Genomic DNA, 14339 nt, shown 5'->3' on the forward strand with positions numbered 1-14339 from the left:
ACGATGCCGTGCGCGAAAGCCGGGTGGGATCCGGGACTGGGCCGGGTCATCGAAGGCCGGCGGCCCAGTCCGCGACGGCGGTCACGAAGGCGTCGGTCTGCGAGGCCGGAAAGAAATGGCCGCCCTCGGGCAGAAGGGTCAGGGGGGCTGCCGGCAGTGCCGTCGCCAGATCGCGCTGCAGGAAGGCGGGCACGATCATGTCGTCCGCAGCGCCAATGATCATCGCGGGCATCGTCAGTTGCGACACCGATGCGCTGCCGTCGAAGGCAAGCAATGCCTCGATCCGCTCGGCGACGATTTGCCGGGCCGTGTCGCTTGTTGGGGCCTTCGCCACCGCCCGCTCATAGGCCGACCAGTTGGCCTCCAGCCATTCCGGTGCATAGGAGATCAGCGTCGCCGTGGCGGTGTAGGCGACGGGGTCGTGGCGCAACAGGTCGAGGCGGGTCCGGAACAGGGCCGTCATGTAGCGGCTGGGCCGCAGCCATGTGGCGCTGAGCCCGAGGCCGGTTACCCGCTCCGGTGCCCGTGCTGCCAGGCTCTGGGTGATGCAGCCGCCGGTCGAGTGGCCGACGATGGTCGCCGCCTCGATCCCGGCGGCGTCGAGCACCGCCTGAACGTCATCGGCCAGTTGCGCGATGTCCGTTTCGGCCGTACCCCGCGTCGAGGCGCCGATGCCGCGCTGGTCGAAGGTGAGGATTTCGAAGCGGTCGCGCAGTCTTGCTGCGACCGGCGCCCAGAACCCGGCCGTGCCGCCGAGCCCGCTGACCAGGACGAGCGGCGCGCCGGCGCCCTCGCGGCTGGCCTTGAGGACGGCGCCATCGGCGGTGGAGACGGAAAAGTCGCTCATTGCAGCGGCGAGAAGTCCGTGGGGACGAGGATCCGCGTGTTCTGGCGCTCGATGAGGCAGCAGGCGCCGGGCTTGCCCGGCCGGATATGGTCGTCGCGTTCTTCACAGATCATCGGGAAGGGTCCGTCATTGGCGTCTGGCGGCTCGACCGTAGACGATTCTGGGCATCCGGACAGCGCCAGACAGGAAGATGCACAGGCGGTCGTGGACCAAGGGCTGGCTGCCGCGTCTCCAGCGAGGCCCGGAGTTGCTACGGCATCCTTCTCACCGCCGGCTTGCAAGCGAGGCCTCGAGCACCGCGATCACCTTGTCTTCCATCTGGGCGACGTTGATGCGCATCATGTCGGGGGCGGTCCGGGCGACGCTGAAGACATTGCCGGGGGCCAGCAGCACTCCGTCCCGTAGGGCGTGCCGCGCGAGTTCGGAGGCGCCCGCCCCGTCCGGCAGCCGGCACCACAGCGCAAAGCCGCCGCGGGGGAGAGTCCAGGGTGTGATACCGAGGGCGCCGAGCGCCGCGATGGTCTGCTTCTGCCGCCGGGCGAGGCGCGCCCGCAGCGCGCTCATGTGCTTGCGATAGCTGCCGTCGCCGAGGGCGGCATGGACGATCCCGGCGGCGACCGGACTGGCGCTGCCGAAATGCGTCGCGACCTGCAGGTCCACCAGCCCGTCGATCCAGTCGGGCCGCGCCGCGATATAGCCGCATCGCACCGAGGCCGAGAGGGTCTTGGAGAAGCTGCCGATCCGCACCACGCGGTCGAGCCCATCCAGAGCGGCGAAACGCGGTGAGGGCTCCGGTTCGAAATCGGCGAAGATGTCGTCCTCGACGATGATCATGTCCTCAGCCGCCGCAAGGGTCAGGATCCGGTGGGCGGTCTGCGGCGAGAGCGTCGCGCCGGTCGGGTTGTGGATCGCCGAATTGGTGACATAGAGCCTTGGGCGATGGACCGCGACCACGGCCGCGAAGGCCACCGGGTCCGGCCCGCTCGGCGTCTGCGGCACGCTGACGATCCGCACGCGATGGGCGCGCAGCAGGGCCTGGAAATTGAAGTAGCAGGGATCGTCGAGAAGCACGGTGTCGCCCGGCTGCAGGAAGAACCGGCACAGAAGGTCGAGGGCCTGGGTGCCCGATCCGGTGAGCAGGATCTGGTCGGCCCCAGCCGCGATGCCCTCCGCCGCGAACTGCCGGGCCAGGTGCTGGCGCAGCGGCAGCGAACCGCGGGTGCCGCCATAGTCGGACAGGATGGCGGCGTCGGCCCGGGCGAGCTTGCGCAGGGCGCGGCGTACCGCTTCGTTCGGCATCCAGTCCGCCGGCAGCCAGCCGCAGCCGGGGCGCAACGTGTTGGGATGGGCGTCCAGCGACTGGCGCGACACCCAAAGCGGGTCGATGTCCCGTTCGGCCCGCGGCGCGATTTCGGCCAGCGCCAGCGGCGGCGCCGTGCCGGCCGCCGCATAGAAGCCGGAGCCCGGCCGCGACCGGATCAGCCCCTCGGCGGCCAGCCGGTCATAGGCTTCGACGACGGTCGATGGGGAAACGCCCATGGTGCGGGCGAAGGCGCGCACCGACGGCAGCTTCTCGCCGGCCGTCAGGCTGCGGCTCGCCAGGCGCCGCCGGATCTCGTCCATCAAAGCCACGGTGCGGGTCGTTCCAGATCCGGTCGCGTGGTTGGAAACGCCCAAGTGTGCGGCCTCCGTAACCCATACAGTTCGGAGAAATTGTAGGGGATTGTCGCTACCGGCGCCAGACCGGGTGGACCTACAAGGACGCGGGCAAACGGGCGGAGCTTTTTCATGGATCGAACGACAGCGGGCTGGGGCAGCGGGCTCCTCGGCGTCATCATCTTCAGCGGCTCGCTGCCGGCGACCCGCGTTGCCGTTGGCGGGTTCACGCCCTTGTTCCTGACCTCGACCCGGGCGGTTATTGCCGCGGTCATCGCCACGCTGTTGCTGCTCCTGCTCCGCCAGAGGCGGCCGGTTATCGCCGATGCCCTGCCGCTGGTCATCGTCGCCGCGGGCGTGGTGGTCGGCTTTCCGCTGCTGACGGCGCTGGCGCTCCAGCATGTGACGGCGGCCCATTCGATCGTCTTCATCGGCCTGCTGCCGCTGATGACCGCGATCTTCGCCGCGCTGCGAGGCGGCGAGCGGCCGCGGCCGGCCTTCTGGCTGTTCCCGGTGGTCGGGGCGGCGGCGGTGGCGGGCTTTGCTCTCGCACAGGACGGTGCGGGCTCGCTGGCGGGGGATCTTCTGATGATCACGGCGATCGTCCTGTGCGGGCTCGGCTATGCCGAGGGCGCCGCGCTGTCCCGCCGCCTCGGGGGCTGGCAGGTGATCTCCTGGGCCCTCGTCTTCGCCCTGCCGGTCATGGCGGCGATCGCCGCTGTCTCTTGGCCCGCAAGTTTCGCGGACATCGCCGCGCCGGCCTGGGCGGGCCTTGCCTATGTGTCAGTCTTCTCGATGCTGGTCGGCTTCGTCTTCTGGTATCGCGGCCTTGCGCTGGGCGGGGTCGCGGGCGTCGGGCAATTGCAGTTGCTGCAGCCCTTCTTCGGCCTGGCGCTGGCCGGCCTGCTCCTGGGCGAGCCGGTCGCCTGGACGATGATCGGTGCCTCGGCCCTGGTGGTCGCGTGCGTCGCCGGCGCCCGACGCTTTTCCTGATCAGAGCGTGAAGGCACGCTCGAAGGCGTCGAGGGCGGCGTCGGGGTCGCCGCTGGCAAAGGCCTCCATCGTCACCGGACCGCGATAGCCCATGGCGGCGAGGGCGTGGGCAACGTGGTCATAGGCGATCTCGCCGGTGCCGGGCTCCATGCGGCCGGGCACGTCGGCCACCTGGATTTCGCCGATATAGGGCAGGGCGCTGCGGCAGAGTTCGATCAGATTCCCCTCGCCGATCTGGGCATGATAGAGGTCGAGGTTCAGCCGCAGGCCCGGCCGGTCGATGGCCGCGACCAGCGCCAGCGTGTCCTGCGCCCGGGCAAAGGGAACGCCGGGGTGATCGACCGGCAGGTTGAGATTTTCCAGCGTGAAGACGACGTCCATCTCGTCGGCGAGGTCGGCGATCCTCGCCAGCGTGTCGCGGGCTTTCAGCCACATGGCCCCGGTCATCGTCTCGCTGGGCACCACCGGCAGGCCGCCATCACCGAGCCCCGTGCCGTGCAGATTGAGGCGCGCGACGCCAAGCCGCTTGCCGACATCGGCGGTCTCGCGGGCGGTGGCGAGGAGTTCGGCCGCGCCCTCGTCGTCGGCAAGGCGGCCGCGCAGATAGCCGTTCATGATCGAGAAGGCCGCGCCTGAGCGCTCCAGCATGGCCAGATCATGGTCCGGCCAGTTCCACAGACCGACGGCGAGGCCGCGTTCGGTCAGGCGCTGCAGCCGCCATTCCATCGGCCGGTCCCGCCAGATCATCTCGGCGCAGGCGGCCAGTCGAAACGGTCCACGGGTCATGTCGCGATCCTGTCCTGCCGCGTCGCGGTCAATGGCCGGTCATCGCGGCGGTGATGGCGACGCGGCGGTTTTCGGCAAAGGAGATGTTAGCGGCTTCCGCCAGGGCGAGGGCGTTGACGCCGTCATCGACGGTGGCCGCCAGCGGCGCGCCATCGACGACGCTGTCGACGAAGCGCGACCATTCGATCGCATAGGCGCGCATGTAGCGTTCGAGGAAGAAATAGACCGGCTTGGCCGAGACGACGCCGGCCGTGGTGGACTTGGCGACGGTGTTCTCGGCGACGTTCTGCGCCTCGAGCATGCCGTTGGAGCCGAGCATTTCCACCCGCTGGTCGTAGCCATAGACGGCCCGGCGCGAATTGCGGATCGTCGCGATGCGCCCGTCCGCATAGCCGAGCACCACGACCGCCGTATCGATGTCGCCGGCCGCGCCGATCTCCTTGTCGACGAGGCAGGAGCCCGTCGCCGTCACCGTCTCGGGCATGCCGAACAGCCAGGCGCACATGTCGAAATCGTGGATCATCATGTCCCGGAAGAGGCCGCCGGAGACCTTGATGTAGGAAACGGGCGGCGGCGCCGGATCGTAGGAGGTGACCGCCAGCAGCTCGCCCTTGCCGATCTCGCCGGCGACGAAGGCGTCGCGCAGGGCCGAGAAGTTCGGATCGAACCGCCGGTTGAAGCCCATCATCACCGGCCGGCCAGCCGCGGCGACGGCCTTCTTGACCCGGAGCGCGCGTTGCAGATCGAGGTCGATCGGCTTTTCGCAGAACACCGCCTTGCCCGCCGCGATGCCCCTCTCGATCAGATCGGCATGGGTGTTGGTGGAGGAGGCGACGAGGATGGCGTCGATGCTGGCGTCGGCGAGGATGTCGTCGGCCTGCCGCGCGGCGATGCCGTACTCGGCCGCCAGCGCGTCGGCGGCATCGCTCATCACGTCGGTGACGGCGACGAGTTCGCAGCGCCGGTCCATGCGGATCGAGGCAGCATGCACCTTGCCGATGCGGCCGGCGCCGAAGAGTGCGACTTTCATGGCAATGTCCTCAGGAGGTCTGGAGCGTGACGCGCTGACCGGTCCGGCTGGCGTCGTCGATGGCGTGGATGACGGCCTCGTAGGCGAGGGCGTCGGTGAAGTTCGGCCGGGCCGGCGGTCCGCCGGCAAGCGCGCGCAGCATGCTGGCCGCCTCGATGGTCTTGAGGTCGCCGAAGCCGAGCTGGTGTCCGGGCGCCGGGCAGAAGGCGCCGTAGGGCGCGTGCGCGGGACCGGTGAGGATGGTGCGGAAGCCCTGGCGGCCGGCCGGGCCCTCGTTCACATAGAGCTGCAATTCGTTCAGCCGCTCCTGGCTGAAGAGAAGCGTGCCGCGCGTGCCGTGCACCTCCCAGTCGAGGCGGTTCTTGCGGCCCCAGGCGGCGCGCGAGGTGCACAATGTCCCCTGCGCCCCGCTGGCGAAACGCACGATGGCCGAGGCCGTGTCCTCGTTCTCGACGGCGGCGTCGCCGGAGCCGTCGGGCATGGGCCGCGTCGCATGGACGATCTGGGTGTCGGCGATCAGGCTCGCGATCGGCCCCATCAATGCGACCGCCATGGAGACGAGGTGGCAGCCGAGATCGCCGAGCGCGCCGAGCCCGGCATCGGCCCGCCGGGCGCGCCATGTCCAGGCGAGATCGCCGTCAGCCTGGTAATCCTCGTCCACCCAGCCGCGGAAATGGACCGGCTTGCCGATGACGCCCTCGGCGATCAGCCGGCAGGCATGGGTGAAGGCGGGGTTGTGGACGTAATTGTAGCCGACGAGCGTGGCGACCCCGGCTGCGTCGGCCGCCGTCGCCATGGCCTGTGCGTCGGCCAGCGTCAGCGCCAGCGGCTTTTCGCAATGGACGGCCTTGCCCGCCGCGATCGCCGCGAGGGCCATGTCGCGATGCAGGGCGTTGGGCGTGGTGATCGAGACCAGATCGACCGCCGGGTCGGCAATGACGGTCCGCCAGTCTGACGTCGCCGCCGCGAAGCCGAACTGATCGGCGAACGCCCTTGCGCGTGCGGGCTCGGCGTCGCACAGGCATGCCATGCGGACCGCCGGCACGTCGCCGAACACCGCGCGTGCCGCCCCATAGGCCAGCGCATGGGCCTTGCCCATGAAGCCGGTCCCGATGAGACCAAGACCCACCACCATCGACTCCTCCCGCCGATTGGAATATAAATTCCATAAAGGGATGCGCTCGCAGCGGGCGGGAGTCAAGTCAGGAGAGCGAGATGAACAGTTCTGCCGAGGGGGTGCCCCGGGCGCCGGCCAGTGTCGCCGAATTGCTCGCCAGCCTCGACAGGATCGACGGCGCGCTGCCCAAGCGGCTGAAGCAATGCGCCATCTGCCTGCGCGCCAATCTCGATCGCGTCGCCGTCTCCACGGTCGCCGACATGGCGCAGCTGGCCGAGGTCCCTCCCTCGGCCTTCATGCGCTTCTGCCAGACCCTTGGCCTCTCCGGCTATTCCGAGATGCAGGCGCTGTTTCGGGCCGAATACGCCCAGATGCGGCCGGACTACACCGAACGCCTGACGCGGCTGCGGGCGGAGGGCGCATCGGGCGCCGGGCGCCTGGCCGCGGATTTTGCCGAGGCCGGCATCAGATCCCTGATGGACATGTCGAAAGAGCTGGATGCCCAGCAATTGCAGGCGGTGGCGGAGCGGTTGGCCGGGGCCCGCACGATCCATCTGGTCGGCCTGCGGCGTGCCTTCGCGGTGGTGGTCTATCTCGCCTATCTCCTCGACAAGATGGGCGTGGCCTCGATGCTGCACCACACCACCGGTCAGATCGAGAGCGACCATGCGATCGGGCCGGACGATGCGCTGTTCGCGGTGACCTTCGCGCCGTTTTCGCAGGAGACCCTGACGCTCGCCAAGCGGGTTTCGGAGCGCGGCATCCCGGTTCTGGCGATGAGCGACACGACCACCTGCCCGCTCGCCGATGTTGCGGAAAACCTCCTGATTGCACGGGAGGTGGAGGTCGGCGGCTTCCGTGCGCCCAATGCCGGGTTGGCGCTCGTCACGGCGCTGGCCGTGGCCATTGGCGGATTACGTAAGGAAAAGGCTTGACTCCGACCGCCGCGAGGGCCTTAATAGAATAATTGTTCCAAAAAGCGCTCGGGAGTGAGGGCCGGTGGAACGACCTGAACCCGGTTTCGGCCGGTTCCAAATGCGGGAGAACCCGCATGTGCTCAACGGGAGGATCCATGAACAATTTCCTGAAATCGACCATCGCGGCCGCGGCCATCGCCTTCACCGGCCCGGCCTTCGCCCAGCAGATCATCGTGGTCTCGCACGGCCAGGCCAACGACCCGTTCTGGTCGGTGGTCAAGAACGGCGTCGACCAGGCCGCCAAGGATAGCGGCGCCGAGGTCGACTACCGGGCGCCCGAGACCTTCGACATGGTGCAGATGAGCCAGCTCATCGACGCCGCGGTCAATCAGGAGCCGGACGGGCTGGTCGTCTCGATCCCCGACGCCGACGCGCTCGGACCCTCGATCGAGCGGGCCGTGCAGGCCGGCATCCCGGTCATCTCCATGAATTCGGGCTCCGATGCCTCCAAGGGGCTCGGCGCGCTGCTGCATGTCGGGCAGGACGAGTTCACCGCCGGCAAGGCGGCCGGCGAGCAGCTCGCCAAGGATGGCGGCAAGGTTGCGATCTGCGTCAACCAGGAAGTCGGCAACGTCTCCCTCGACCAGCGCTGCGAGGGCTTTGCCGAGGGCTTCGGCGGGCAGGTCGAGGTCGTCCCGACCCAGAACGATCCGGCCGAAGTCCAGTCGAAGATCCAGGCTGCGCTGACCTCGAACCCGGATATCGACACCGTTCTGGGACTGGGCGCCTCGCTCGTCGGCGAGCCGGCCCTGAAGGCCGTCGAGGCCGTCGGCCGGACCGGCGACGTCAAGATCGCGACCTTCGATCTGTCGGCGACCTTCCTGGAGGCTGTCGCCGAGGGCAAGGCCACCTTCGCCATCGACCAGCAGCAGTTCCTGCAGGGCTATCTGCCGGTGACCTTCCTGGCGCTCAACTCGAAATACGGTCTGGTCCCGGGCGGCAACGTGCCGTCGGGTCCGAACCTCGTCACGCAGGACAAGGCCGGCCAGGTCGTCGAGCTGTCGGCGCAGGGCATCCGCTAGGCCTCAGGGCCCGATCACGACGCCGGGACTGCGGTGAACCCGCAGCCCCGGTGAGGGAAGGGGTCTTCGGACCGCTTCCCGATCTTGCCGGCCGATCCGCCGTCCAAGGTGCCTGCGCGCACGCCGCGCCACGCCCGGCGGTCCGTCCGCACGGCAGCCCGCATCCGGCGGAACCGACGACCCGAAGCATCTTCGACCCGGCATGCCGGCCCCGCGGCCACGGCGAAGCCTTGTCCAGAAGGAGGAGAAACGATGTCTGACACACCCCAGGTGGTCGCCGACGAGCGCCTCAAGCGGGAGAGTTTCGGGGCCCGGCTGATGAAGCGGCCGGAGCTCGGCGCCATCGCCGGTCTGGTCGTCGTCACGGTGTTCTTCATGGTCACCGCCGACAGCTCCATGTTCACACTGTCGGGGATCATGAACTTCATGACCCCGGCCGCCCAGCTCGGCATCCTGGCGATCGGCGCAGCGATGCTGATGATCGGCGGCGAGTTCGACCTGTCGATCGGCTCCATGGTCGCCTTCGCCGGCCTGATCTTCGCGGCCTGCACGGTGACGCTCGGCCTGCCGCTGATCCTGGCGATCCCGATCACCTTCATGGTCGCGGCCGCGATCGGCTCGGTCAACGGCACCATCGTCCTGAAGACCGGGCTGCCCTCCTTCATCGTCACCCTTGCCTTCCTGTTCATCCTGCGCGGCGCCTCGCTGGTCGGCCTGAAGATCGCCACCGGCGGCTCGACGCAGCTGCGCGGCGTCCGCGACTCGGTGGAAAGCGACTGGCTGATGCCGATCTTTTCCGGCGACGCCTTCACCGGCCTGTTCGCATGGATGGCCGAGACCGGGATCATCGACACCTTCAACAACGGCACGCCCAAGGTGCCGGGCATTCCGGTCGAGATCCTCTGGTTCGTCGGCCTGGCGCTGCTGGCGACCTACGTCCTCACCCGTACCCCGCAGGGCAACTGGATCTTCGCCGCCGGCGGCGACAAGGTCGCGGCCTCCAATTCCGGCGTGCCGGTGCGCAAGGTGAAGATCTCGCTGTTCATGTTCGCCGCCTGCTGCGGTGCGCTGGTCGCCATCATCACGGTGATGGACGCGGGCTCCACCGACGCCCGTCGCGGCTTCATGAAGGAGTTCGAGGCGATCATCGCGGCGGTCATCGGCGGCTGCCTCCTGACCGGCGGCTACGGCTCGGCGATCGGCGCCTTCTTCGGCGCCATCATCTTCGGCATGGTCACCATCGGCCTGACCTACACGAGCTTCGACCAGGACTGGTTCCAGATCTTCCTGGGCGGCATGCTGCTCGTGGCGGTGCTCTTCAACAACTACATCCGCAAGCAAGTGACCGGGGAGCGCTGACATGACCAAGCCCATCGTTCACATGGAAAACATCGAGAAGCACTTCGGCAACATCATCGCCCTGGCCGGCGTCAGCTTCGACGTCCTGCCCGGCGAGTGCCACTGCCTTCTCGGCGACAACGGCGCCGGCAAGTCGACCTTCATCAAGACCATGTCCGGGGTCCACAAGCCGACCAAGGGCGAGATCTATTTCGAAGGCCAGCCGATGTCCTTCGACAGCCCGCGCGACGCCATGGAAGCCGGCATCGCGACGGTCTTCCAGGATCTCGCCATGATCCCGCTGATGTCGGTGACCCGCAACTTCTTCATGGGCCGCGAGCCCACCAAGGGACGCTGGCTGTTCAAGCGCATGGACATCGAGACGGCCAACGCGGTGACCATTGAGGAGATGCGCAAGATGGGCATCGCCCTGCGCGGTCCCGATCAGGCGGTCGGCACCCTGTCGGGCGGCGAGCGTCAGACGGTGGCGATCTCCCGCGCGGTGTATTTCGGCGCCAAGGTGCTGATCCTCGACGAGCCGACCTCGGCGCTCGGCGTGCGCCAGACCTCCAATGTCCTGGCGACCATCGAGAAGGTGCGCGACCAGGGCATCGGTGTCGTCTTCATCACCCACAATGTCCGCCACGCCATGGCCGTGGGTGATCGCTTCACCGTTCTCAACCGCGGCCGCACGCTGGGCACTGCGCCGCGCGGCGAGATTACCGCCAACGAGCTGCAGGACCTGATGGCCGGCGGCCAGGAACTGGCGACCCTGCAGGGTTCGCTCGGAGGAACCGTGTGATGGCGGCGAAGGATCTCGATCTCATCACCATCGGCCGGTCCTCCGTCGACCTCTATGGCGCACAGGTGGGCGGCCGGCTCGAGGACATGCGCAGCTTCGAGAAATATGTCGGTGGCTCGCCCACCAACATGGCCACCGGCACGGCCCGGCTGGGCCTGCGCTCGGCGCTGATCACCCGCGTCGGCGACGAGCATATGGGCCGGTTCCTGCGCGAGGAGCTGCAGCGCGAGGGCGTCGACACGACGGGCGTCGTCACCGACCCCGACCGGCTGACCGCGCTGGTCATTCTCGGCATTCGCGACGACGAGCAGTTTCCGCTGATCTTCTATCGCGAGAACTGCGCTGACATGGCGCTGTGCGAGGACGACATCGACGAGGCGCTCATCGCCAGGGCGCGGGCCGTCGTCGTCACCGGCACCCATCTCAGCAATCCGCGCACCGAGGCGGCGGTGCTGAAGGCGCTGGAGCTTGCCCGCGCCAATGGCGCTCGCACCGCGCTCGACATCGACTACCGCCCCAATCTGTGGGGCCTTGCCGGCCACGGCGCCGGCGAGGAACGCTTCATCGCCTCCGCGGCGGTCACTGCGAAGCTGCAATCCACCCTGCATCTCTTCGACCTGATCGTCGGCACAGAGGAGGAATTCCACATTGCCGGCGGCACCACCGACACCATCGCGGCGCTGCGGGCGGTTCGCGTCGTCACCGGCGCGACGCTGGTCTGCAAGCGCGGCGCGGCCGGCGCGGTCGCCTTCGAGGGCCCGATCCGCAACAGTCTCGACGAGGGGCAGGCCGGGCCCGGCTTCCCGATCGAGGTGTTCAACGTGCTGGGCGCCGGCGACGGCTTCATCTCCGGCCTTCTGAAAGGCTGGCTCGACGGCGAAACCTGGCCGACGGCCCTGACCTACGCCAATGCCTGCGGCGCCTTCGCCGTGTCGCGCCATGGCTGCACTCCGGCCTATCCGAGCTGGCAGGAACTGCAGTTCTTCCTGAAGCGCGGCGTCCTGAAGGAGAAGGAAGCGCTGCGCAAGGACGCGGAGCTGGAGCAGATCCACTGGTCGACGACCCGCAAGACCGACTGGTCGACCATGCGCGTTTTCGCCTTCGACCACCGCATGCAGTTCGAGGAACTGGAGGGGGCGACGCCCGACCGGATCGGCGCCTTCAAGCAGCTCTGCCTCGACGCGGCGCTGCGGGTCCAGGACGGAGCGCCGGGCCACGGCATTCTGTGCGACGGCCGGCTGGGGCGGCAGGCGCTCTACCGCGCCGCCGGTCGCGGCCTGTGGATCGGCCGGCCGGTCGAATGGCCGGGATCGCGGCCCTTGTCGCTGGAGCCGGAGATCGGCTCGGATTTCGGCGGCCTGTCGGAATGGCCGAGCGAGCACGTGGTGAAATGCCTGTGCTTCTGCCATCCCAACGATGCTCCCCAACTGTGGCGCGCGCAGGAGGAGACCATCCTGCGCCTCTACAACACCTGCCGGCGCAACCGGCTGGAATTTCTGCTGGAAGTCATTCCCTCCAAGGTCGGGCCGGTGGACGACGACACTGCGGCGACCGTGATCCGGCGGTTCTACGATCTCGGCGTCTATCCCGACTGGTGGAAGCTGGAGCCGATGACCAGCGAGGCCGGCTGGCAGAAGGCCTGCGCGGCGATCCGGGACAACGATCCCAATGTGCGCGGCATCGTCGTTCTGGGTCTCGAAGCCTCCGAGGCGGCGCTCATCGAGAGTTTCTCCGTCGCCGCCCGTTTCGACCTGGTGAAGGGCTTTGCCGTCGGCCGGACGATCTTCGCCGACGCGGCGAAGGCCTACATGACCGGCGACATCACGCCCGAGGCGGCGGTGCGCCAGATGGCGGAACGATACAGCAGGCTGTGCGCCCTTTGGGACGACGCACGCCGGGCAGGGGAGAAAGCGGCATGACGACGATCCGTCTGACAGCGGCGCAGGCCCTGGTAAAATATCTCACCGCCCAGATGACCGAGGACGGCGAGCCGTTCATCGCCGGGGTCTGGGCGATCTTCGGCCATGGCAACGTCGCCGGGCTCGGCGAGGCGCTGCATGCCGAGAAGGACCAGATCCGGACGCTGCGCGGCCACAACGAGCAGACGATGTGCCATGCGGCCATCGCCTATGCCAAGCAGCTGCAGCGCCGGCGGACCATGGCGGTGACCTCCTCCATCGGGCCCGGCGCGACCAATATGGTGACCGCCGCCGCGCTCGCCCATGTGAACCGGCTGCCGCTGCTGCTTCTGCCCGGTGACGTCTTCGCCAATCGCGGCCCCGATCCGGTGTTGCAGCAGGTCGAGGATTTCGGCGACGGCACCGTGACGGTGAATGACTGCTTCCGTCCGGTGACCCGCTATTTCGACCGCATCATGCGGCCCGAACAGCTTCTGACCGCCTTGCCGCGGGCCTTCCGGGTGATGACCGATCCGGCCGAATGCGGGCCGGTGTGCCTCGCCTTCTGTCAGGACGTGCAGGCCGAGGCCTACGACTATCCGGCGACCTTCTTCGAACAGCGGGTCTGGCGCACCCGGCGGCCGCATCCCGATCCTGTCGAGCTGGAGCGTGTCGCGGATCTCCTGCGCCGCGCTGAAAAGCCGGTGATCGTCGCCGGTGGCGGCGTGCTTTACGCCGGTGCCTGCGAGGCACTGGAGACATTCGCGCGCCGGCACCGGATTCCGGTGGTCGAGAGCCAGGCCGGCAAGTCGGCGCTCGCCTGGGATCACGATCTCAATTTCGGCCCGGTCGGCGTGACCGGGGCGGCGTCTGCCAACGCGATCTGCGCCGAGGCCGATCTTGTTCTCGGCGTCGGCACGCGCTTCCAGGACTTCACCACCGGCTCGTGGAACCTCTTCCGCAATCCCGGGCGCCGGCTCGTCAGCCTGAACGTCGCGGCCTACGACGCCATGAAGCACGGCGCCGAACCGCTGTGCTGCGACGCGCTGGTCGGACTGGAAGCGCTCGGCGCAGCGTTGGGCGACCATGCATTCGTCGCGCCCGATGCGGGCCTGAAACGCGACTGGTTCGCCGCCGTCGATCCGCTGACCGCGGCGCCAAAGGACAGCAATGCCCTGCCGACCGACCAGCAGGTGATCGGCGCGGTGCAGCGGGCCAGCGGCGTCGATACCGTCGTCATGTGCGCCGCCGGCACCATGCCGGGCGAACTCCATACCCTGTGGAAGGCGCCGCGGCCGGGGGCCTACCACATGGAATACGGCTTCTCCTGCATGGGCTACGAGATCGCGGGGGCCATGGGCATCAAAATGGCCGAGCCCGATCGCGACGTGGTCTGCATGATCGGCGACGGCAGCTACATGATGGCCAATTCCGAGCTCGCCACGGCAGCGATGCTGGGGATCAAGTTCACCGTCGTCGTCACCGACAATCGCGGCTATGGCTGCATCAACCGGCTGCAGATGAGCACCGGCGGCGCCGAGTTCAACAATCTCCTGGAACACGCCCATCACGTGAACCCGTCGCGGATCGACTTCGCCGCCCACGCCGCCTCGATGGGCGCCACCGCCTCCCATGTCACCTCCATCGCCGAGCTGGAAGTCGCACTGGCGGCGGCGGGCGAGGCGGACGGTCCGGTGGTACTGGTGATCGACACCGATCCCTATCCCAGCGCCGGGCCGGGTGGCCATTGGTGGGACGTGGCGGTACCGGAAGTCTCGGCCCGCCCGGCGGTGGAAGCCGCCCGCAAGGCCTATGAAGCGCAATTGCGGATGCGCGCCGGCGGCTGACCGGCCGTCGCCCCGTCCGCCCTCGA

General features: G+C 68.5%; 12 protein-coding genes. 7 read left to right on the plus strand and 5 right to left on the minus strand.

What is annotated here, in order from left to right:
• Positions 1–46: 46 nt before the first annotated feature.
• Together H9Q09_RS08765 and H9Q09_RS08770 are read right to left on the minus strand one after the other, a co-directional pair.
• The gene (locus H9Q09_RS08765) at positions 47–847 is read right to left on the minus strand and encodes an alpha/beta fold hydrolase (RefSeq protein ID WP_187390724.1); all 801 of its coding nucleotides are present in this window, start codon (positions 845–847) and stop codon (positions 47–49) included.
• A gap of 264 nt (positions 848–1111) precedes the next feature.
• Positions 1112–2470, minus strand: a complete 1359-nt coding sequence (locus H9Q09_RS08770; RefSeq protein ID WP_187390869.1) for a PLP-dependent aminotransferase family protein — start codon at positions 2468–2470, stop codon at positions 1112–1114.
• Positions 2471–2635: 165 nt separating this feature from the next.
• Between H9Q09_RS08770 and H9Q09_RS08775 the strand changes: the two genes are divergently transcribed.
• The gene (locus H9Q09_RS08775) at positions 2636–3496 is read left to right on the plus strand and encodes a DMT family transporter (protein ID WP_187390725.1); all 861 of its coding nucleotides are present in this window, start codon (positions 2636–2638) and stop codon (positions 3494–3496) included.
• Here H9Q09_RS08775 and H9Q09_RS08780 read toward each other — a convergent pair whose 3' ends face one another.
• Genes H9Q09_RS08780 through H9Q09_RS08790 form a run of 3 tightly spaced genes read right to left on the minus strand, consistent with a single transcriptional unit; the run spans position 3497 to position 6447 of the window.
• Complete coding sequence (locus H9Q09_RS08780) at positions 3497–4282, minus strand: TIM barrel protein (protein ID WP_187390726.1); 786 nt, start codon at positions 4280–4282, stop codon at positions 3497–3499.
• Between the two features lie 28 nt (positions 4283–4310).
• Positions 4311–5312, minus strand: coding sequence for an inositol 2-dehydrogenase (gene iolG / locus H9Q09_RS08785; RefSeq protein ID WP_187390727.1), 1002 nt, complete (start codon positions 5310–5312; stop codon positions 4311–4313).
• Between the two features lie 10 nt (positions 5313–5322).
• Complete coding sequence (locus tag H9Q09_RS08790; RefSeq protein WP_187390728.1) at positions 5323–6447, minus strand: Gfo/Idh/MocA family oxidoreductase; 1125 nt, start codon at positions 6445–6447, stop codon at positions 5323–5325.
• Between the two features lie 80 nt (positions 6448–6527).
• Between H9Q09_RS08790 and H9Q09_RS08795 the strand changes: the two genes are divergently transcribed.
• The 6 genes from H9Q09_RS08795 (at position 6528) to iolD (ending at position 14313) form a co-directional block, all read left to right on the plus strand.
• Positions 6528–7364: a MurR/RpiR family transcriptional regulator gene (locus tag H9Q09_RS08795; protein WP_187390729.1), complete on the plus strand. Its 837-nt coding sequence runs from the start codon at positions 6528–6530 to the stop codon at positions 7362–7364.
• 137 nt (positions 7365–7501) lie between these two features.
• Positions 7502–8428 (plus strand): sugar ABC transporter substrate-binding protein, encoded by a 927-nt coding sequence (locus H9Q09_RS08800; protein WP_187390730.1) that lies wholly within the window; start codon positions 7502–7504, stop codon positions 8426–8428.
• A gap of 252 nt (positions 8429–8680) precedes the next feature.
• Entirely contained in the window at positions 8681–9787 is a 1107-nt protein-coding gene (locus H9Q09_RS08805; protein WP_024350156.1) for an ABC transporter permease, read from the plus strand.
• Between the two features lies 1 nt (position 9788).
• Positions 9789–10568, plus strand: a complete 780-nt coding sequence (locus H9Q09_RS08810; RefSeq protein ID WP_009210502.1) for an ATP-binding cassette domain-containing protein — start codon at positions 9789–9791, stop codon at positions 10566–10568.
• Positions 10568–12487, plus strand: a complete 1920-nt coding sequence (gene iolC, locus H9Q09_RS08815; protein ID WP_187390731.1) for a 5-dehydro-2-deoxygluconokinase — start codon at positions 10568–10570, stop codon at positions 12485–12487. The genes H9Q09_RS08810 and iolC overlap by 1 nt, the downstream gene beginning before the upstream one ends.
• On the plus strand, positions 12484–14313 hold the full coding sequence (iolD, locus tag H9Q09_RS08820; RefSeq protein WP_187390732.1) for a 3D-(3,5/4)-trihydroxycyclohexane-1,2-dione acylhydrolase (decyclizing): 1830 nt from the start codon (positions 12484–12486) through the stop codon (positions 14311–14313). Before iolC ends, iolD begins: the two co-directional genes overlap by 4 nt.
• The last annotated feature ends 26 nt before the right edge of the window (positions 14314–14339 follow it).

This window comes from Aurantimonas sp. DM33-3, assembly GCF_014334315.1.
GTDB lineage: Bacteria > Pseudomonadota > Alphaproteobacteria > Rhizobiales > Rhizobiaceae > Aurantimonas > Aurantimonas coralicida.